At 63.6% G+C, this 19,033-nt stretch carries 17 protein-coding genes; 9 read left to right on the top strand and 8 right to left on the bottom strand.

Annotated features, from left to right (window positions below; genetic code table 11):
- Positions 1–22: 22 nt before the first annotated feature.
- Together tsaE and ACOFKT_RS09700 are read left to right on the top strand one after the other, a co-directional pair.
- Positions 23–460: a tRNA (adenosine(37)-N6)-threonylcarbamoyltransferase complex ATPase subunit type 1 TsaE gene (gene tsaE, locus ACOFKT_RS09705; protein ID WP_419803790.1), complete on the top strand. Its 438-nt coding sequence runs from the start codon at positions 23–25 to the stop codon at positions 458–460.
- A 260-nt stretch (positions 461–720) separates the two neighbouring features.
- Complete coding sequence (locus ACOFKT_RS09700; protein WP_419803789.1) at positions 721–2,562, top strand: ABC-F family ATP-binding cassette domain-containing protein; 1,842 nt, start codon at positions 721–723, stop codon at positions 2,560–2,562.
- 256 nt (positions 2,563–2,818) lie between these two features.
- Here ACOFKT_RS09700 and ACOFKT_RS09695 read toward each other — a convergent pair whose 3' ends face one another.
- The 7 genes from ACOFKT_RS09695 to ACOFKT_RS09665 all read right to left on the bottom strand — a co-directional run bounded on the left by ACOFKT_RS09695 (position 2,819) and on the right by ACOFKT_RS09665 (position 10,137).
- Complete coding sequence (locus ACOFKT_RS09695) at positions 2,819–4,102, bottom strand: amidohydrolase family protein (protein ID WP_419803788.1); 1,284 nt, start codon at positions 4,100–4,102, stop codon at positions 2,819–2,821.
- Between the two features lie 490 nt (positions 4,103–4,592).
- The gene (locus ACOFKT_RS09690) at positions 4,593–5,360 is read right to left on the bottom strand and encodes an enoyl-ACP reductase FabI (RefSeq protein ID WP_419803787.1); all 768 of its coding nucleotides are present in this window, start codon (positions 5,358–5,360) and stop codon (positions 4,593–4,595) included.
- A complete protein-coding gene (locus tag ACOFKT_RS09685) occupies positions 5,357–5,860 on the bottom strand; it encodes an EVE domain-containing protein (RefSeq protein ID WP_419803786.1) in 504 nt (167 codons plus the stop codon). The genes ACOFKT_RS09690 and ACOFKT_RS09685 overlap by 4 nt, the downstream gene beginning before the upstream one ends.
- Positions 5,861–5,967: 107 nt before the next feature.
- A complete protein-coding gene (gene murI, locus ACOFKT_RS09680) occupies positions 5,968–6,789 on the bottom strand; it encodes a glutamate racemase (RefSeq protein WP_419803785.1) in 822 nt (273 codons plus the stop codon).
- 212 nt (positions 6,790–7,001) lie between these two features.
- On the bottom strand, positions 7,002–7,703 hold the full coding sequence (locus ACOFKT_RS09675; RefSeq protein WP_419803784.1) for a hypothetical protein: 702 nt from the start codon (positions 7,701–7,703) through the stop codon (positions 7,002–7,004).
- Positions 7,700–8,587 carry an N-acetylmuramoyl-L-alanine amidase gene (locus ACOFKT_RS09670; protein ID WP_419803783.1) on the bottom strand — a complete coding sequence of 296 codons (888 nt, stop codon included), beginning with the start codon at positions 8,585–8,587 and terminating at the stop codon, positions 7,700–7,702. Before ACOFKT_RS09670 ends, ACOFKT_RS09675 begins: the two co-directional genes overlap by 4 nt.
- Before the next feature lie 89 nt (positions 8,588–8,676).
- A complete protein-coding gene (locus ACOFKT_RS09665; RefSeq protein ID WP_419803782.1) occupies positions 8,677–10,137 on the bottom strand; it encodes a DUF1015 domain-containing protein in 1,461 nt (486 codons plus the stop codon).
- 363 nt (positions 10,138–10,500) lie between these two features.
- Between ACOFKT_RS09665 and ACOFKT_RS09660 the strand changes: the two genes are divergently transcribed.
- Both ACOFKT_RS09660 and ACOFKT_RS09655 read left to right on the top strand, forming a co-directional pair.
- Positions 10,501–11,469, top strand: a complete 969-nt coding sequence (locus tag ACOFKT_RS09660) for a VWA domain-containing protein (RefSeq protein WP_419803781.1) — start codon at positions 10,501–10,503, stop codon at positions 11,467–11,469.
- A 1-nt stretch (position 11,470) separates the two neighbouring features.
- Positions 11,471–12,562 (top strand): VWA domain-containing protein, encoded by a 1,092-nt coding sequence (locus ACOFKT_RS09655; protein ID WP_419803780.1) that lies wholly within the window; start codon positions 11,471–11,473, stop codon positions 12,560–12,562.
- A 166-nt stretch (positions 12,563–12,728) separates the two neighbouring features.
- On the opposite strand, the gene ACOFKT_RS09650 is transcribed toward ACOFKT_RS09655, so the two are convergent.
- Complete coding sequence (locus tag ACOFKT_RS09650) at positions 12,729–15,011, bottom strand: hypothetical protein (protein WP_419803779.1); 2,283 nt, start codon at positions 15,009–15,011, stop codon at positions 12,729–12,731.
- Between the two features lie 175 nt (positions 15,012–15,186).
- On the opposite strand from ACOFKT_RS09650, the gene tsaB reads away from it, so the two are divergent.
- The 5 genes from tsaB to ACOFKT_RS09625 are packed head-to-tail and all read left to right on the top strand — an operon-like array spanning position 15,187 to position 18,952.
- Positions 15,187–15,873 carry a tRNA (adenosine(37)-N6)-threonylcarbamoyltransferase complex dimerization subunit type 1 TsaB gene (gene tsaB / locus ACOFKT_RS09645; RefSeq protein ID WP_419803778.1) on the top strand — a complete coding sequence of 229 codons (687 nt, stop codon included), beginning with the start codon at positions 15,187–15,189 and terminating at the stop codon, positions 15,871–15,873.
- On the top strand, positions 15,870–16,337 hold the full coding sequence (rimI, locus tag ACOFKT_RS09640) for a ribosomal protein S18-alanine N-acetyltransferase (RefSeq protein ID WP_419803777.1): 468 nt from the start codon (positions 15,870–15,872) through the stop codon (positions 16,335–16,337). Before tsaB ends, rimI begins: the two co-directional genes overlap by 4 nt.
- Before the next feature lie 34 nt (positions 16,338–16,371).
- Complete coding sequence (locus tag ACOFKT_RS09635; protein ID WP_419803776.1) at positions 16,372–17,040, top strand: phosphatidylserine decarboxylase family protein; 669 nt, start codon at positions 16,372–16,374, stop codon at positions 17,038–17,040.
- Positions 17,041–17,910, top strand: coding sequence for a CDP-diacylglycerol--serine O-phosphatidyltransferase (pssA, locus tag ACOFKT_RS09630; RefSeq protein WP_419803775.1), 870 nt, complete (start codon positions 17,041–17,043; stop codon positions 17,908–17,910).
- A gap of 43 nt (positions 17,911–17,953) precedes the next feature.
- A complete protein-coding gene (locus ACOFKT_RS09625; protein ID WP_419803774.1) occupies positions 17,954–18,952 on the top strand; it encodes an Asd/ArgC dimerization domain-containing protein in 999 nt (332 codons plus the stop codon).
- Positions 18,953–19,033: the final 81 nt, after the last annotated feature.

Below are 19,033 nucleotides of genomic sequence, written 5' to 3'. Positions count from 1 at the left end.
TTGCGCAAAGGGCTGGTCAAAGTTGATTGAGAAACGGCTGAAGACGCGGAGTGTGAACGGCACGCTGGCATTGGCGGAAACGATTCTGGAACTGGCGCTCCCCACGCCTCGCCTGGTGCTGCTGACGGGTGAGATGGGTGCGGGTAAGACAACGCTGGTGCGCGGCATGGCGCGGGCGATCAGCGCGGCGGAGGATGAGGTGTCGAGTCCGACGTTCACGCTGGTGCACACGTATCACGGTGCGAAACGCACGATTCATCACCTGGACCTGTACCGGTTGGAGCGCGAGGAGGAGTTGCTGCAGCTTGGGATTGAGGAGTTGGAGAGCGACCCCGATGCTCTCGTGCTGGTGGAGTGGGGTGAGAAGTTTGCTTCGGTCGCGCAGCGGGCGCGTGGGCAGGTGTTGCTGTCGCGTGGAGAGGAGGAAGAGGAACGCTGGTTTTTCGTGCAGATGGTCTAGGAGCAGCGGGCTCGCGCTTCGCGCTCGCATTGGAAAAGCAGGTTTCTCCACTGCGCACCGACGATGAAGCCGTCGGTGCTACGGTCGAAATGACAGCGTTTTGGCGAGGGTGCTCACAGAATTTTGCGGTGTGGGAAAAGGCAAATCCTTCGCTGCGCTCAGGATGACACTGCGCAGAGTTGTAAGGGTTGCTCTATGAGGGCCGGTCTGTAAAGGGCCGCTCAGAAGGTGCGGCTTCGAGTCCCGGTAGACTGGAACAGATGCCTCCGATACTGAATGCGCAGTCGCTGAGCAAGCGCTTCGGCGCGAAAACGTTGTTTGAAGATCTGTCGTTCACCGTGAACGATGGCGACCGCATCGGCCTGATCGGGCCGAATGGTGCCGGTAAGTCGACGCTGCTGGCGATGCTGGCCGGGCGTGAAGACACCGATTCGGGCGAGGTTGCGTCGCGCAAGCGGGCGCGGGTCGCGTTTGTGTTGCAGAACTCGGAGTTTGCGCCGGGCGTGACCATCCGGCAGGTCTTGGAGAAGGCCCTTGCCGCATCGCTGGTGCCTGCGGACGAACACGAGCAGAGCTTGCGTGAGATGGCGGGGCGCGCCGGCTTTGCTGATGTGACCGCCGAGGCCGCATCGCTCTCTGGCGGTTGGCGCAAGCGGCTTGCGATCTGTGAAGCGGCGATTTCGGAGCCGGACGTTCTGCTGCTGGATGAGCCGACAAACCACCTGGACCTGCAAGGGATTGCGTGGCTGGAAGAGATGCTGCAGGATGCGCCGTTTGCGGCGGTGATCGTATCGCACGATCGTTACTTCCTGGAGCGCGTGGCGAACGTGACGGTAGAGCTGAACCGTATTTACGCGGGCGGGTTGTTGCGTGTGAATGGGAGCTACTCGCGGTTTTTGGAAGAGCGCGAGGAACAGCTTGCGGCCCAGCAAAAGGCGCATGAGAGTCTGCGCAACGCTGTGAAAACGGAGATCGATTGGCTGCGGCGTGGGCCCAAGGCGCGCACGACAAAGAGCAAGGCGCGCATCGACAAGGCGCACGGCATGATCGCCGACCTGAGCGAGCGCAACAGCCGTGCGGTGACGAAGACTGCCGGCATCGATTTCGCGGCGACGGAGCGGCAGACCAAGCGGCTGGTCGAGATGGAAGGTGTGAGTTGTGTACTGGAGGGCCGCACGATTCTGCGTGATGTGGACCTGCTGCTGACTAACGGGATGCGACTTGGGCTGGTGGGTCCGAACGGCAGCGGCAAGACGACGCTGCTGCGTTTGCTGACGGGCGAGCTGGAGCCGACCACGGGAACGGTGAAGCGCGCGACTCAACTGCGCATGGTGTATTTCTCGCAAATGCGAGAGATCGATTCTTCGCTGACGCTGCGGCGCGCGCTGGCGCCGGAGGGCGATTCCGTGGTGCACAACGGCAGCGTGGTGCACGTGGCGAGTTGGGCGGCGCGCTTCCTGTTTACGGGCGAACAGTTGAATCAGCCGCTGGAACGGCTGAGTGGCGGTGAGCGCGCGCGTGTGTTGATCGCCCGGCTTATGCTGCAGCCTGCGGACGTTCTGCTGCTGGACGAGCCGACGAACGACCTGGACATTCCGACGCTTGAGATACTCGAGCAGAACCTGCTGGACTATCCGGGTGCGCTGGTGCTGGTGACGCACGATCGCTACATGCTGGATCGCGTGAGCACGACCGTGTTGGCGCTGGATGGGCGGGGGAACAGCGAGCGGTTTGCCGATTACGGGCAGAGCGAGTTGTGGATGCGTACACAGGTTGCCGGCGAGGCGAGTCCCGCGGTGAAGCCGGTTGCGGAGGTCGCCGCGGCAATCGTAGAGATCGCCGCGCCGGTTGCAGCCGAAGCCAAGCCGGCCGCGGCGAAAAAGCGGCTCAGCTACCTGGAACAGCGCGAATGGGACGGCATCGAACGCCGCATTCACGATGCTGACGAGCGGCTTGCAGCGGCGACAGCGGCCCTGGCCGACCCGTCTATTGCGTCGGACGCGGTTCGGCTGCAACAAGCTGTTGCGGGCGAGCGGGCTGCGCGCGAGGCCGCCGATGCCCTGATGGAGCGGTGGGCGGAGTTGGCCGAAAAAGCTGGTTAGTCCCGCAGATTAAGCTGGCGCAGGATTTGGTCGGGGTCGTGGCGAAATGGAAAGTAACGGCGCCGGTTACAGAGAGCGCAGCGCCACGGGTACCGGTTGAAAAAGGGCAGTATTTTGGTTTCGAAGAGGCCCCGGCGATCCAGCCGCTCCCAGGCCGTGGCACCACATTTGTTGCAGGGCTGCTTGAGCGGGTTCGGCTGCACGCGTCTTCGCCTCCTCGCGTGGGAACTGCTGGCGAGTGTACCGCGGCTCCGTGTCAGCGGACGATTTCGCCGTCTTTCATAACGAAACGGACGTCCGTTACGGTTTGAATATCCTGGAGCGGATTGCCAGAAACAGCGATCACGTCTGCCTTATAGCCGGGCTTGAGCTGGCCGATAGAGTCGGACCAGCCGAGCAGCTTGGCGCCGTTCAGCAGGTCGGCCTGCAGGGCCTGCAGCGGCGTCATGCCGTTCTGGACCATGAGCACCAGCTCACGCGCCTGGGTGCCGTGGGGGAACGGACCGACGTCGGAACCCACGGCGAAGGGCACGCCCGCGGCGAGCTGCTTTTTGAACTGCGCGACGTGAAAGGCTTCCTGTGCGCGGCGCTGCTCGGTGACGCGTAATGATGGCGCGTGCTCGGCGAAGTACTCGCCGATGGCGAAGGTGGGCACGGCGAAGATGCCGCGTTCGTGCATGAGGCGCATGGTCTCGGGAGAAAGATTGTAGGCGTGGTCAACGGAGGCAACGCCTGCCTGCGCGGCGAACGCGGTGCCGGGCTCGCCGGTGGCGTGCACCGCGACGACGGAGCCGGTGCGCTTTGCTTCGGCGACCGCGGCGGCGAGCTCGGCCTGAGTGTATTGGTATGGCGTGGTGAAGACGCCGTTCTCGAGGTGGTCGCGGCCGGTTTCGTAGATTTTGGTGAAGTCGGCGCCCTGCTTTTTCTGCTCGCGCATGACGGCAATGATTTCGGGAATGCCGTTGGCGCGGTCCGCGTTGGAAAGCAGGTTTTCGGCGGGGTTGCGACCCGCATTGTCTTCGTGGCCGCCGTTAATGTCGATCGCGTTGCAGCTTACGCGCATACGCGGGCCGGGGATGAGGCCGGAGTTGATGGCATTGCGCACGGCAACGTCAGCACAGCCCGCGCCCTCGGTACCCATATCGCGCTCGGCGGTGAAGCCGGCCATCAGGTCATGCTTGGCGGCGTCGGCGGCGATCAGAACGCGTTCGGGAACGGACTCGTCGACGGTCTGGTTCGCCTCGTTGCCGACGTGTAGAAAGAGGTGAACGTGCGCGTCAATCATGCCTGGCATGAGGGTGACGTCGCCCAGATCGCGCACAGTTGCGCCGGCGGGGTGGGTGACGGTGGGGCCGGCTTCGCGGATGGCCGTGCCCTCGATAAGAATCTCGCCCGGCGTGATGACGCGGCCGGCGGCGATGTCGAGCAGCCGCGCGGCGTGTAGGACGATCGGCTGCGGTGGCGCGGAATTCTGGGCGCCGGCGCACGACGCGATGACGGCAAGGAGGCATGCGGCGATGCCGTTGCTGTGCCGGTTCATATATTCCCTACCCCCCCCCTTCAAATTTTCTAAGTTCTTCATTCCGCACGAGATTTGGTCTCCGGTGCGATGTAAGTTCCTGTGTCAAAAGAACTTAGGCGTAAGTTCCCGCGCATCAGGTACTTGCGGTGCATTGGACACGGACGGTTCTTCTCCCCGATTGCTCGTTGAACTGACTGCTATTTCTATTCTAGCGATTTGCGAGAAATACCCTGCCAACTCTATTTCGAATGGAATGAGAGACTTGCGACGGAAAGGGGCTTGACAGAGGTTTTATAGCACCCGGTCCGGGGATCAGGGAGTGTCTGATGAATCCTTTTTACGCACACAATGGCCTGCGAGTGCCGACAAAATGCAGGTTTCTCCACTCCGCCCGCGCAAAGAGCGCGCGTGCTCCGGTCGAAATGACAAGTCTTCAGCCGCTTCGTGATTCATCAGACACTACCTAAAGCCCGCTCGTTTTGGCGAATTATTCAGCGGCCAAAGCCCGTTACATGCCGGTGATGTTGAAGCCGCCGTCGACGAACATGATTTCTCCGGTGATGCCGCTGGCGAGCGGGGAGAGCAGGAAGGCGGCGGCGTTGCCGACCTCGAGCGTGTCGACGTTGTGGTGGAGGGCGGAGCGGGCTTCGCTGGCGTCGAGCATTTTTTGCAGGTCGCCGATGCCGCGCGCAGCGAGCGTCTTGATCGCGCCGGCGGAGACGGCATTGACCCGGATGCCGCGCGGGCCGAGCGAGGCGGCGAGATAGCGGACGGCGGACTCGAGCGCGGCCTTGGCGACGCCCATGACGTTGTAGTTGGGGAAGACCTTGTCCGCGCCGTAGTGGGTCATGGTGAGGATGGAGCCGCCGGCCTGCATGATCGGAGCGGCCGCGCGCGCGACGGCGATGAGTGAGTAGGCGCTGACGTCGAGCGCGATGCGAAAGTCTTCGCGGCGGGTCTCGAGGAAGTCGTTCTTCATGGCGTCGGATGGAGCGAAGGCGACGGAGTGCACGACGATGTCGAGGGTGCCGTAGGCCTCTTTGAGGGCGGCGAAGGTGGCGTCGATCTCGCTGTCGACGGAGACGTCGCACTGGAAGGTTTTGGCGTCGCGCAACTCGGTGGACAGTGACTCGGCGTCGCGCTTCAGGCGATCGTTCTGGTAGCAGATGGCGAGGCGGGCGCCGGCTTCGTTCAGTTTTTGCGCGATGCCCCAGGCGATGGAGCGCTTGTTGGCGAGGCCGAAGACGACGGCGGTTTTGCCCTGGAGATCGATCATGCTTTGTTTCCTTTTGCGGCGGATTTCTTCGCGGCGGTTTTGCGCGGAAGGGAGGGCTTCGTCTGCTTTGCGGCAGCTTTGGCCGTGCTCTGCTTTGCAGGCGTGGAAGATACGTTGGACTCGCCGTGCAGCAGCCAATCGTATTGTGCGTCGCTGAGCGGCACCACGGAGAGGCGGAACTGGCGAAATAGCAGCGAGTCCTGGAAGACGGGAGTTTCGCGGAGCATGGCGAGCGATTTGGGCTGCTTCAGGCGTTTGCCGGCTTTGAGGCGAACCAGTGGGTTTTTAGGATCGCTTGGGTCCACGGAGACGACAATAGCGGTGCCGACGGCTTCCTTGCCGATGTTGGAGTGGTAGATCACGCAGAGCTCGCCGCGTTTCATGTTGCGCAGGGTGATGAGCGCCTGCGGGTTCTTGATGCCGTCCCAAGCGGTTTCGCCGTCGCGCACGAGGTCGTCGAAGGAGTAATGATCCGGCTCGGATTTGAGGAGATAGGGCATGCGGCGCGGTTCGTTTTCCGAGGTTGAGGATAGCAGTCGGCGGCTTGCATAGGGTAAGTACGAACGCGGCGAGCGCGGCGGAACCGCACCGAGAGCTCGCACCTCCGTCAGGTGTCGAGGTCGACAAGAGTCACGGCATCGATGCTGTGTGCGAGGAAGCGTTGGCCGAGCCGCTGGAACTTCTGGGGTGAGTCGGTGGCGAAAAACTGAATGTTGGGTTTGGCCACGCCGGCGACCGCAGCTTGCGGACGCATGGCCCAGACCTGCAGTGCCGTGGCTTCGGCGGAGTCGATTACGGGCACAGGACCCAACAGCGTCTCCGTGGAGCGTTCGAGCAGCGGGCGGATCAGCGGGTAGTGAGTGCATCCGAGCAGCACAGCGGCTGGCTGCGTGGTTGCGATGGCTTCGTTCAGGTAAATTTCAGCGACCTGCCGGGTGACTGGATGGTCGGTCCAGCCTTCTTCCACGAGCGGCACGAGCAAGGGGCAGGCTTTCTCGATGGTTATTAACCCAAGCTGTGCACATTCGTGCTGGTAGGCGTGTGATGCGACAGTGGCTTCTGTGGCAAGGACGAGTATGGGGCCTCGTGAATCCGTAGTAGCCATCTCTGCGGCTTGTGCGCCCGGCTGGATGACTCCGACGAGTGGGACGGTACTTTGGTGTTGGAGATGCGGCAGAGCGAGGGCGGAGGCGGTGTTGCAGGCAATCACTACGAGCTGCGCGCCGTGTTCAACGAGTGTGCGGACCGCGGCGGCGGTATAGCGGGTAACTGTCTCTGGCGACTTGGAGCCGTAGGGGAGGCGGGCGGTGTCGCCGAGGTAGAGATAATCGGCACCGGGTAGATGGTCGAGCAGGGCGCGGAGGACGGTGAGGCCTCCGAAGCCGGAATCGAAGACGCCGATGGTGGGGCGTTTTTCGTTAAGCTGCATGGCTCACGCCCAGTTCTGCCCAAGAGCGATCTATCGCTGCAACCGAAGCAAAATGCGGGTTTCGGTGCAAGCACCGAGTCCATTGCGCACCCACGATGAAGCTGTGGGTGCTTCGGTCGAAATGACAACGTGTTTGGGATGACAAGTTGTCTGGGCCGACGTGGATCTCCGGACACGAAACATTTTCGGCAACGGACATCAGTTGTTGCAATTTACTCATGCTGCACGGGGGTGACGACGTTGCTGGTGTCGACCACGTCGTAGGTGCGGTCGAGTTCGACGTTGCCGGCGAGCGTGGAGCGTGGCTGGCCGTCGGCGAGGAAGCGCACTTCCGTGATCTGGGGCATGGCAGCATGCAGCGTCCCCAGAATGGAATCGATGGTGAGGGTTTCGACGGTGATGCCGCTGGGGTGGGCGTCGCACCAGGCGGAACGCAGGTTGATCACGGCGAGCTGGCCGGTGGTGCGGGTAAGCGGGTCGTCCATCTCGACGGCTTTGGCGGGAAGGCCGCTGCCAGCAAACGAGCCGTCCGCGTTGCGTGGCGCGGGGGCAGACAACGGCAGGTCGATCAGGTACACGTCTTCCACGGCAACGCCGCCGCCGAGTGGGTGTGGCGACTTGCGGGAGGTGTACTCGGCCAGCAAGTGCTCCAGCAGCGCGCGGACGCGCACGGCGGGCGTGGAGGGCAGGGCCATGTCACGTGTTGTGGGTGTGATGGAGCCGTCGCTATCGTTGGCCAAGGCGAGCGTTACGTTCTCAGAGGCGGCGAAGCTGGGCGCCTCAATCGGTGCGTCGTTGTTAGCCTCATCGCGCAACGAGTAATTATGGCGATGATGATTCCACAGCACCGCGCCCATGGCGATGCAGGCCAGCACGAGAACGGCAAACAGGATGCGCTGATAGCGCGGGATCATTGCGGTTGCGCCTCCGGAGATGGAGTCGCCGGCCCAGGCCGCGGTGCGTTGGTTGCAGGTGTCGTTGCCGGGTTGCTGCCGGCCGCGGGAGGAATGCGGCGTACGCGGGGGACGGGTGGTGTGCTGTCGGCTGGACTGCTGCCGGTTGCGGTTCGGGTGCGCGCCGGTGATGTTGTATCGCCAGGTTTGTTTGGTGCCGTAGGTTTCGGCGCGGCGGCCGGTGGTGGCGGCGGGTTCAGGATGGACTCGACCACGTCGGCGTGGCCGCGCCAGAAGAGCAACTGACTCGCGATGGCGTCCGCGAGGTGTGCCTGGTAGGTGCGGTCGCTTGCGGGTGTGTCGGTGTCCTCCGGCGCGATCTCAAGCGCGACGGCCGGGCACTGCATGTTGTCGAGCGGGCGGATCCAGGTGTGCCCGCTGGAGACGGCGATTTTAGACCGCGAAAAGGCTGCCGCAAACTCAGACGCGAGCCGCTGTGAGCGCTGCACGAACGGCGCCTGCGCCTGATCCCAGAGCACGGCGGTGCTGCCGACCGGCATGGCGGTCAGGGAGGAAGTCCAAAGGTGCAGCCCGGTGCCGGCGCCCGTGGCGTGCAGCAGCAGGCAGGCAACTGGTTTGTTCTGGTTGGCGACGGCGGCACGCTGTTCGTTGGTCACCAACGTGTCGTTTTCGCGGGTCAGCACCACGTTGAAGTCGCGCGCGGTGAGCAGGGATCGCAGGCGGTTCGCCATGTCCAGCGTGATCTGCTTCTCATAGGTGTGCTCGTCGATGCGCGCGCCGTACTCGTTTCCGCCGCGTGCCGCGTCGATGACGACGGTGAGCTTCTGCGCGGAGCAGGGCAGCGCGGCTATGAAACCGAGCAGGATGAGGTGCGTGCGTCTCACGGGTCGAGGTTGATTGTAGCGGTTTGAACCCACTTAGCCGCAAAGAACGCGGCGAAGGTGGGGCACAGCATTCGCGGGAGGAAAAGGCGTCAGTCCAGCGCGTAGAAGGCCAGACCGCTGAGCAGTTTTGGGTAGAAGTCGGTGGACTTTTGCGGCATGACCTCGCCGGAGAGGGAGACCGTTTGCAACTGCTCAAGCGTGACGGGTTTGACCAGGAAAGCAATGTCGGCCTCGCCGCGCGCGACCTGGGCGATGGCCTCTGGGGCGGAGCGCAGGTAGCGGAGGTTTTGCTGGTTGCGAATGCTTTCCGCGGACAGGCCAAGGAGTTGTTCGAGGACGAGGCCGTGGAGTTGGACGACGTCGAGCGCGCGCTGGCGCGGCGTGAAGGTTTGCAGAGCAGCTTCGATGGCGGCCGGCTTCGCCGTGAGTAAATAATTGCCGTCGCGGGTGGCGGCCAGGAAAGCGACGCTTTCCGTCTGGTTCAACGGTGCGAGCAGGGCTGAGGCGTCCTCGATCTGTTCGGCGTCCTGCGCTTTTGCAGCATCGGCGTCCTGTGCAGTATGGGTGGCATCGACGCGCGTGACGTCGAAGTAGTCGCCGGCGCGTTCCAGGAAGTTGGGGACCGCTCCCGCTGGCAAACCGAAGACGACGCGGTGGGCCGGCAGGATCGTGATGCCGGGCGCGTCCATGTTGACCAGCGTCATCATCATTGCGGCTTCGGGGAAGGGCGGGGCGGGCAGGGTCGTCTGGCCGTGTTCGTCGGCGTACTCGGAGGGTGCCCCGTCGTCGGCGCCGTAGACCTGCTCGGTGCGCGTTGCGGTATGCGTGGTCGAGTCGGGCAGGCCAAGTTCGGTGGCACGTTCGCGAGCGTAGGCCGTGCTGGTCTCGTAACGGTGGTGGCCGTCGGCGATGATCAGCTTTTTGTCCTGCAGGGCGGTCACGATCAGGTTGATGGTGCGCGGATCGGTGACGTGCCACAGCATGTGCACGACGCCGTATTCGTCGGTGACGGTCTGGTCGGGCGGCGTGGCGGGCTCCCCGGTGTTGTTGCCGAAGATGAGTTGCTCTACCGTGAACGCCGGGTCGGCGTAGAGCATGTAGATCTGCTCGCAGTAGGTGCGTGTGGCCTTGAACAGCGACAGGCGGTCGGATTTCGGTTTGCTCAGCGTCTGCTCGTGGCGATAGACGACCTTTTCCGCGTAGTCATAGAGGTGACCCAGGCAGATCAAGCCGCGGCGCTCGCGTACCTCTGTGGTGCCGGGAACGGTGTACCGCTGCGCGTAGCCGAAGAGGGCCGGCGCGTTGTCTTCCTCCAGAACGTTCTTCTGCCGCCAGTCGGCAAGGTAGGCGGCGGCTCGGGTGTAGACGTTGTCATCCGCGGTGTCCGGTTCACGCTTGCCCAGAATGACGCGGATCAGATTAAAAGGGCTCCGGGCGTAGTAGGCGTCCTGCATGGCCGGCGAAATCTTGTCGTACGGCTGAGTGACCACATCCTCAAGATCGACGACGGCGGTGTTGTAGCGGAGCGCGCGGAATGGATAAATCTGCATGGGCCGGGAAATTTCTCCAAGGGATAGAACGGTTTAGCCGATCGTGCTGATTGTACGGGGATACTGGCGTGCGGCTTCTGTGCATGCGGTGAAAGCAGGAGCTGCCGCAAGGTGGCCGGTATCGCGTAGAATCGGACTCCGCAGGTGCAACGGTCGCACAGAGGTGCGGTTCGCGCACGAATACGCCGAACGCAAATAGCGGCGTCTAACGATTGCCCGGCCGCGACGACCGTGGCGGAATACTCACCTGACGGAGAAGGACCGAAGCACCGTACCATGTCACATCTGCCGAGCGCCGTTCCGCGGAAGCCGAAACTCATCAGGAGGCGGCTGAGCGTCTGGCTGCTGTGCGGGATATTGGGCATGCTGACGGCAATGCCGGGGCTCCGGGCGCAGGAAAACCCTCTGGGCAATGCGTCCACGCCGAGCAAAGCCGCTGAGCCCGCCCGCAAGCCACTGGAGCCCGATGCGCCGAACGACGGCAAGGCACGCCGCAACGCGACGATCCGCGTAGAAACCAACCTGGTGCTGGTGCCCATGACGGTGACCGATTCGCAAAACCGCCTGGTCACGGGGCTTGAGCGCGAGAATTTCTACGTCTATGACAATGACAAGCCGCAGACCATTCGCAGCTTCTCGACCGACGATGCGCCGGTCACCATTGGCGTGATCTTTGACCTGAGCGGAAGCATGACGAGCAAGTACGCCCGTGCCCGCAAGGCGCTGAGTGAGTTCATGCGCACGTCCAACCCGCAGGATGAGTTCTTTGTGGTCGCCTTCAACGATCGGCCGGCCGTCGTGGTGGATTACACAAACAACGTGGACGATATTGACGCGCGCATGGTGATGTTGAAACCGACCGCGCGCACGGCGTTGATTGACGCCACCTATATGGGGCTGAACAAGTTGAAGGACGCCAAGTACGATCGCAAGGCGCTGCTGATCATCAGCGATGGCGGGGACAACCGGTCGCGGTACAGCGAGGGCGAGTTGCGGCGCGCGGTGCGAGAGAGCGACGTGCAGATCTATTCGATCGGTATCTTTGACCAGTACGCGCCCACCGTGGAGGAAAAGGAAGGACCGGCACTGCTGACCGACATTTGTGACATGACCGGCGGACGGCTGTTCCGGGTTGTGGATGTGAACGAACTGGGCGACATTGCTTCACGGATTTCGGCTGAGTTGCGCAATGAATACGTGGTCGGGTACAAGCCAGCAGAGCTGAGGAAAGACGGACAATGGCGGAAGCTGAAGGTGAAGCTGAACCCGCCACCGGGACTGCCGCCGCTGAACGTACACAACCGGACGGGGTACTATGCACCATCTGAGTAGTGTGCGATCTGCCGTCCTGTTGAGTGTGTTTGGTTTGGCGCTGAGTGCCGCTGCGGTAGCGCAGCAGACCGCGCCCGCCGCCGGCGCGAGTGGGCCGGCCCCATCGCTGACCGTGGACCGTGACCCGATCCCTTCGCCGGAAGGGGATGCTGCAACGCCATCGACCGGCGGCAATGCGAACCTGCCGAATTCACAGGTGGAACGGCAGGGCGGTACCTACACGCTGCGGACTAATGTGGGCGAGGTCCGATTGAACGCGACCGTGTTGGATGGCAGCGGACGTGTGGTGCAGTCGCTGGGGCGTGACGCGTTCCATGTGTATGAGGACGGCGTGCCGCAGACGATTGCGTCGTTCCGGCATGAGGACCTGCCGGTTTCACTCGGCATTCTGATTGACAGCTCGGGTTCGATGTACGACAAGCGCGCGGCGGTCGGCAAGGCTTCGCTGGATTTCGTCCGGCTTTCCAACCCGCAGGATGAGGCGTTTCTGGTCGACTTCAGCTTCGAGCCGTACATTGATCAGGACTTTACCGGTGATATTCACAAGTTGGAAGCCGGTCTGAGTTATGTGAAGGCCTCGGGCGGAACGGCGATCTACGACACGATTATTGCGAGTGCCGACTACCTGGCGCGGAACGCAAAGCGGCCCAAGCAGGTGCTGCTGCTGGTCACGGACGGCGACGATAACGCCTCCAGCACGACCCTGGAAGAGGCGATCAAGCGCGTGCAGGAACTGGACGGACCGACGATCTACTGCGTTGGCCTGCTATTTGGGCCGGACGAGGACAAGCGCGAAAGCCGGCATGCACGGCGCGTGCTCACGTCGCTGGCGGAGCAAACGGGCGGACTGGCGTATTTTCCGCGGCGGCTGGACGAGGTGGACGATATCGCCCATCAGGTGGCTGAGGACATCCGGCAGCAGTACACCATCAGCTACCAGCCCAGCAAACCGGCGCGCCTGGGCGGCTATCGGCAGGTGCACGTGGATGCCAAGGCGAACGGCTATTCGCGACTGAGCGTTCGCACCCGCACGGGGTATTTTCCGAAGGGCGCGGTGGATGCGCCGCAGGCAAAGGCTGGCGGATCGCAGTAAATCGCGGTGGCATAGCGCGCGCCGTTGGCGCTTTGCGGTCCGTTCGTGGATTCGTGACCTAGGGCGCAGCCCTAGGCTGGTATCGGGCGCGCCAACGGCGCTGGATTGCGGCCTTACCGGCTCACATTTAGTTTGCAGAGTTGCGGGCTGACGTCCGATTGCGGCGTTATAGGCTCACATCCACTTGCAAGGATTCCAATTGCGCCGCCAGCGCGTCGCGTGCGGCTTGTTGCTGCTCCCGCAGGGAGTCGAGTTCGGTGCGAAGCTGCGCGAGCTGATCTTCCTGTTTGTTCAGTTCATCGGTGTAGCGTTTCGCCAGGGCGCGTTCCTCCGCGGTGCCCTTCAGGGCCTGCAAATTGCTGCGCAACCGATTCTGATCGGTAGTGATTTCAGCAATGCGGAACTCGTGCTGTGCGGCCTGTCCGTCCAGGTCGCTCAGGTGGCGCTTGGCCGCGAGCACCGGCTGCAGCGCCGCCATGACCGCGGGTGGGTCGCCGTCTTGCCGCAGGATGAGCAGGATCTGGTCGCTGTCGATGTTTGCGAGTTGGTAGCGGGTGTCGAGCGTGCGATGTTGCGACACGTGCAGCGGTGTTGTGGCGCCGGGCGCGACGGCGACACGGAAGCGGTAGGAGCCGGCGGTGGTCTCCTCCGGTTGGGTGCCGGCGGCGAGCGTGTAGCCAGTCAGCTTGGGCTGCTCGACGACGACGGTGCGCGGCTCGGGTGCGGCGTTGTGCACGAGCCAGTTCTGATCGGAAACCTCGGCTGATTTGACCGTCAGCACGCCACGCGCGATGGTGATTTGCTGTACGTGGCGAGGCTGGTTGTTTGGCCGCTGTGAGGTGTTGGGCGTTACGCGAATGGCCTGGTCGGCGGCGTAGCTGAGCAGGCGGCGCTCGCCCGGGTGAATGGGGTCGAGCAGACCCTGGCCGCTGAAGTTGCCGTTCTCCAGGATGGAGAAGCTGCCGCGGTCGAGGGTGAGACCGCTGGTGTTCCTGACCCAGAGTGCGCGCAGCGGCTGCGGTTCGGAGGGCGACCAGAGGGTAACGGGGTCGACATCGACCTTGGCTTGCAGGATGGGAACGAGTGCGGACTCGTTTTTGCGGATGGTGACCGGCTCGGTCAGCTTGTATTCGAAATAGTCGTCGAAGCTGCCGGTGGTGGTCTGCGGGGTGATGGAGGCGGAGGCTGCTTCCTCGTAGGAGGGTGAAGGTGCTGGCGGTGGTGCGGCGAGTACGGCGAGGCGGTCGCGGCGGACGGGGCCGGCTATGCTGCCGTTCGTCACCATAACGCTCTGTGAAGATTTTGGGATGGCTGCCCTGCTCGCGCCGGAATCAAAGCCGGGACCGATGCCACTGCCACTGCCGTAGCCCATACCGCTGCCGTTCCCGGTACCCATGCCGGCGCCAGTGACGCCCGTGCTCGCTGCGTCCCCGCTTTCGTGCGTTTGCGGCGTCAGTTGCGCTTCCTGCGGTAGGGCGATCTCTGGTCGCCGTGTGTAGGTGGGTTGCGAGATGGGCTGGATGAAGCTTTGTGGCGCGCCAGCGATGAGCGAGAGCTGCACGTTGTCCCAGTCGGTCCCGACGGTGTTGTCGACCACGGCCCAGCCCTGCAGGGTAGCTGTTTGCGCGGCGGTGCTGGTGCCCGCGGTTTTGTTATCAAAGAGCAGGCGGTAGGTGCACTTCCAGACGGGCACCTCGCTGATGTAGCTGACGCGGAGTTCGCGCGGCGCGGCCGAGCCTGAGTCGGTCAGGGTAAGGTGGCGCAGGCCGTCCTGGTGGTTAGCGGCGAGCGTTTGCAGGTAGCGCTCGAGGCCGCCCTGCACGCTGCGGTCGAGCAGGCGAACGGCGGTTCGATCGGTCAGTTCGAAGGTGCGGACGACGCCCGTGTCCGAGACGACGGTGAGGTACTGGCGCTGAAGAGTTGGTGTGGAGCTCGCGTCGCTGTTGGCTGGCTTCGGCGTTGCGGTCTCACGTATCTCCACGTTAAGGATGCGGCCGGAAAAGGCGCTGCCGTCCCCGGTGATCTCGACGCGCGCGCCTCGGATGGCGGTGTACAAGTCCGTGGCGGTGGGGTCGGCGGCCAGCGCGAGCGGGAGCGCTTTCAACTGCTGGTCAAGGGGTGTGGTGCTGTTGTAGCCCGCGCCCTGGATGCGGCCTCCTCCAAGGTCGATGGCGGTCAGGGTCTGGAGGACGTCGTTTAGCTGCGCGGTGGTGAAGTCGATGGTGACGGCCTGGTCGCCGCGGACGGTGCCCGCGTGCTCAAAGAAGCCGACACCATTCTTGTAAAGCGCGACACGGCGGATTGGCAGGCTTTGCGACGCTTCGGCCGTCGCGGGTGAGGCGTGAGCGAATCGCGCGGACGGAACGGCGCGCGTGGCCTGCTGCGCCAGTGCAGGCAGGGCAGCAAGGCTGATGGGCAGAATGAGAAGAAGTGGAGCAGGGACGCGCATGGGGGAGGGCTCCTGTGCTGTGGCTTGATAGACGCCGTGCCAACGATACTTGTTCCCGTGGGACTGGCGTAATGCGGCGTGGTGAGCCGGCCGGCGCTTCGTTAGGCGTGTGGGCGCCGGCGCATGCGCTGTGGGGCGAACGGTTGGGTTTCGGTTCCGGCCTATGATGACCGGTATGGCAAGCGCACTTGTGATCGACACCTGTGGGCAGACCGGGTATGTGGCGGTCGTGGCGGTCGAATCATCAGCAGCGGAGGCGGTGAGCGAACGCCGGTTGGGCGTTCGAGCGACGCAGGAAGAGCTCTTGCCGGCAATCGAAGCCGTGCTGGAAGAGGCGCGGACGCGGCTTGCGGATTTGACTGCAGTTGTTGTGGTGAGCGGGCCTGGGTCGTTTACCGGCGTGCGGATCGGCCTGGCGGCAGCGAAGGGGCTATGTGAGGCTGAAAACGTGTCGCTGGTCACCCTGTCGCGGCTCGCGGTGCTGGCTGCCGCCGTAAGTGGCGTGCCCGTCTGGGCCTGGTTGCAGGCGGGTCGCGGCGAGGTGTATATGACGCAGTTTGAGGGCAGCGATTCACTGGGCGCTGCCGCGACTGCGACGGAGGAAACGCCGGAAGCGCGGGTGAGCAGCCTGCATGCGGCTTTGGAAGCGGCGGGGCAGGATGCCGTCGCCGTGTGCGAAGAGGCGTTGCAGTCTGCCGCGCCTTCGGTCGTATTCGTGGAGACATTGGAGTTCGAAGCGGCGCTGCGGGCCGCGGCGGCGGAGGCCGTCCGGGAGTGCCGGTGGTCGGATGTGGCGCTTAGCGATGCGATGTATCTGCGTGTTCCGGACGCCGAGCTTGCCTTGCGCGCGAGCCGCGGATGATCGTTCGCCCTGCGTCCGCCGCGGATACAGACGATGTGCTCGCGATGATTCGGGCGGTGCCGGACTTGCCGCAGTGGGGCCGTGAGGCACTTGCGGTTACAACGTTTGGGGTTCGCTCAGCAGGCGCACCGGTCCGGCGTCTGCTGGTGGCCGAAGACGGAGGCAAGCTGGCTGGCTTTGTGCAGTTCGTCGTTCTGCTAGACGAGGCGGAGTTGGAAGGTATGGCCGTGCAGCGGGCCTGCCGTGGCCAGGGTGTAGGCCGGCTGCTGCTGCAGCATGCGGTAGAGATCGTGCGGGCTGACGGCGCGACCAGGTTTCACCTGGAGGTGCGCAGGAGCAACGAAGCTGCCTTGCAGCTGTATCGTTCGGCGGGCTTTGTGGAGGTGGGAGCGCGCCGGAGCTATTATGCTCAGCCGGTGGAAGACGCTCTGTTGCTGCAACTTTCGTTGGCAAAGAACGGGTGAGGGCAGCCTCGGCTATCCGGTATCATCAGCAGGTATGGTCCGTGATGGAATTTACTACGCCCTGGGTTTGGCCGTAGTGTCCTATGTGCTGTTTCGTTTGACTGGTTCGTCCTGGATTGCCGGGATCCCGGTGCTGCTGGCGCTGTTTTTTCTGTGGTTTTTTCGCGATCCGCCGCGCCGCGTTCCCGCGAATCCGAACGAAGTGGTGTCACCAGCGGACGGCAAGGTGACCGAGGCGGACTGGATTGAGACGCCGCAGGGCAGCCGCCTGCGTTTGAGTATCTTTTTGAATGTGTTCGACGTTCACGTAAACCGCACCCCGATCAGCGGCACGGTTACGCAGGTGAACTACAAGAAGGGCATGTTTCTGAATGCTATGCGCGCCGATTCCAACGTGCTGAACGAGCAGAATGTGGTGGTTATCGAAGACGGGGAGTACTCCGTGCAGGTGAAGCAGATCGCGGGTCTGCTGGCGCGGCGTATCGTGTGCTGGGTGAAGCCGGGCGACGTGTTGCAGAAGGGCCAGCGCTTCGGCCTGATCAAGTTCGGCTCGCGCGTGGATATTCTTCTGCCGCCCGATGCGAACCTGCGGGTGCGAAAAGGCGATCGCGTGCGCGGTGGATCGTCCATCATTGCGACGGTGCCAACGGCCTCCGTGAAAGCGCCGGACGTACAACCTTCCGTAACAACTGCCGGGGTGTAGGTGGCGGACGCGCCGGGCAAGACGCGTCTCCGCCCGCGGCGGGGCATGTACGTGCTGCCTTCGCTGTTCACGGCGGGCAACATCGCCGCCGGCTTCTATGCCATTGTGCAGAGCGTCTTGGCAACCACATCGCACGACCAGACGTACTTTAATCGAGCGGCGCTGGCGATCCTGTTTGCGATTCCGTTTGACGCGCTGGACGGCCGCATCGCACGGATGACGAATACGGCCAGCGACTTTGGCCGCGAGCTGGATTCACTTGCCGATGTGATTACGTTCGGGGTGGCGCCGAGTGTGCTGGCTTACACCTGGGGCACGCGCCTGCTGCCGCTGATCGGCAACCTGAAGCTGCGGCAAAGCGTTCTGGACGGGGGGGTGTTCGTTTGCTTTCTGTTCCTGATCTGCGGAGCGTGCCGCCTGGCGCGGTTCAATGTGACGGTAAATCCGCTGCCCAGCAATCCGGGGCGGCCCGGACGCCGTTACTTTGTCGGCATGCCGATTCCGGCCGCGGCGGGCGTTGTGGCCAGCGTGGTGCATTGCTTCAGCGGCTCACCCGTTGACAACGTGTACATTGCGCTGGTGTGGCTGGCGCTGCTGCTGTTTATCGGCTTCCTGATGGTGAGCCGATGGCGGTTCTGGAGTGGCAAGGAGATCGGCCTGCGGTCGCAACACACCATGCGGTTGTTTGTGTTGATCGTGCTGCTGTGTACGCTGCTGGTGTACTTCAGCAATTACATGCTGATCGCGGTTGCGTTGGCCTACATGGTCAGCGGCATGATGGCTCGAATCATATACGCGGCGCAGGGAAAGCAGCGGCGGCGGGCGGTTTCGCCGCGGACCGTTCAAGCTGTGCCAGGCGGCACGGAATAGGTGCGCCGCAGCCCTTGGCAGCGCCGCACGCATCGAAACAAACATGAGTAAATCGACACGGCGCATTCTGCTGGTAGGCGCATCCTCTCTGTTGGGCCGCGAGGTCGCGGAAGAACTGAACGCGGGCGCGTTCGCCGAAGATACGGTTGTGCTGCTGGACAGCGATGTGGAACCCGGCAAGCTGGAGGACATTGGCGGCGAGGCGACTGTGCTGCAGGCGATCGAGCCGGCGTCGTTCGAGGGCGCGGACGCGGTGATCTTTGCCACCGCGGCCGACGCGGGACGTTACTGGGAAGATGCGGTGCGGTTTGGCGCTGCCGCGATCGATGCGACGGGAACAGTGCAGGGTTTGCCGGTGCTGTCGCCGCGGCTGGGGCGCATCGCACCCCTCACACTGGAGAGCACGGGTGTGAGCGCGGCGCACCCGGTGGCGACGATGCTCGCGGCCGTCTTGTTGCCGCTGCAGGAACGTGGCTTGCTGCAGGATGTGTACGCGACGGTGCTGCAGCCGGTAAGCGAGCATGGCGGCGCAGCGCTGGATGAGTTGCATCAGCAGACGGTGCAACTGCTCTCGTTCCAGAGCGTGCCGACCGAGCAGCACGATACGCAGGTTGCGTTTAACCTGTTGCCGCGGTTGGGTGAGGACGCCAAGTTTGATCTGGCGGCGACTGCGCGGCTGGTGGAGCGGCAACTCGCGACCCTGGTGAGTGAAGCTCCAAAACCGGCGTTGCAGTGGGTGCAGGCCCCGGTCTTTCACGGGTACGCCGTGTCGATGTTTGTGAAAACGAGTGAGGCAGTGGACCGTGAGTCGCTAGAAGAGATGCTGCACGGCGAACTGGTCGAGCTGGTCGCACCGGATGATCCGCCCGCTTCGAACATCGCTGTTGCCGGCCAGGACAAGATGCTGGCGGAAGTTGCGCCGGGTGCGGGAAATGTGCTGCGGTTCTGGATCGTGGCGGACAATCTGAAGCTGTTGGCGCAGACCGCGGTGGCGTGTACGGCCGAGTTGTTGCGCATGCGGCCAACGGGCGTGGTGCAGTAACGTCGCTGTAGGCGGACCGGCCTGGAAGGCCACAGCTTGCTGAGTGCTTCCAGGCCGGTAACAGGGTGCGGCGGTGCGGCG

It is taken from the genome of Terriglobus sp. (assembly GCF_965201105.1).
Classification (GTDB): domain Bacteria; phylum Acidobacteriota; class Terriglobia; order Terriglobales; family Acidobacteriaceae; genus Terriglobus.
Note: the sequence above shows the minus strand (reverse complement) of the source record. Positions and strands in the feature narration are given on the sequence as shown.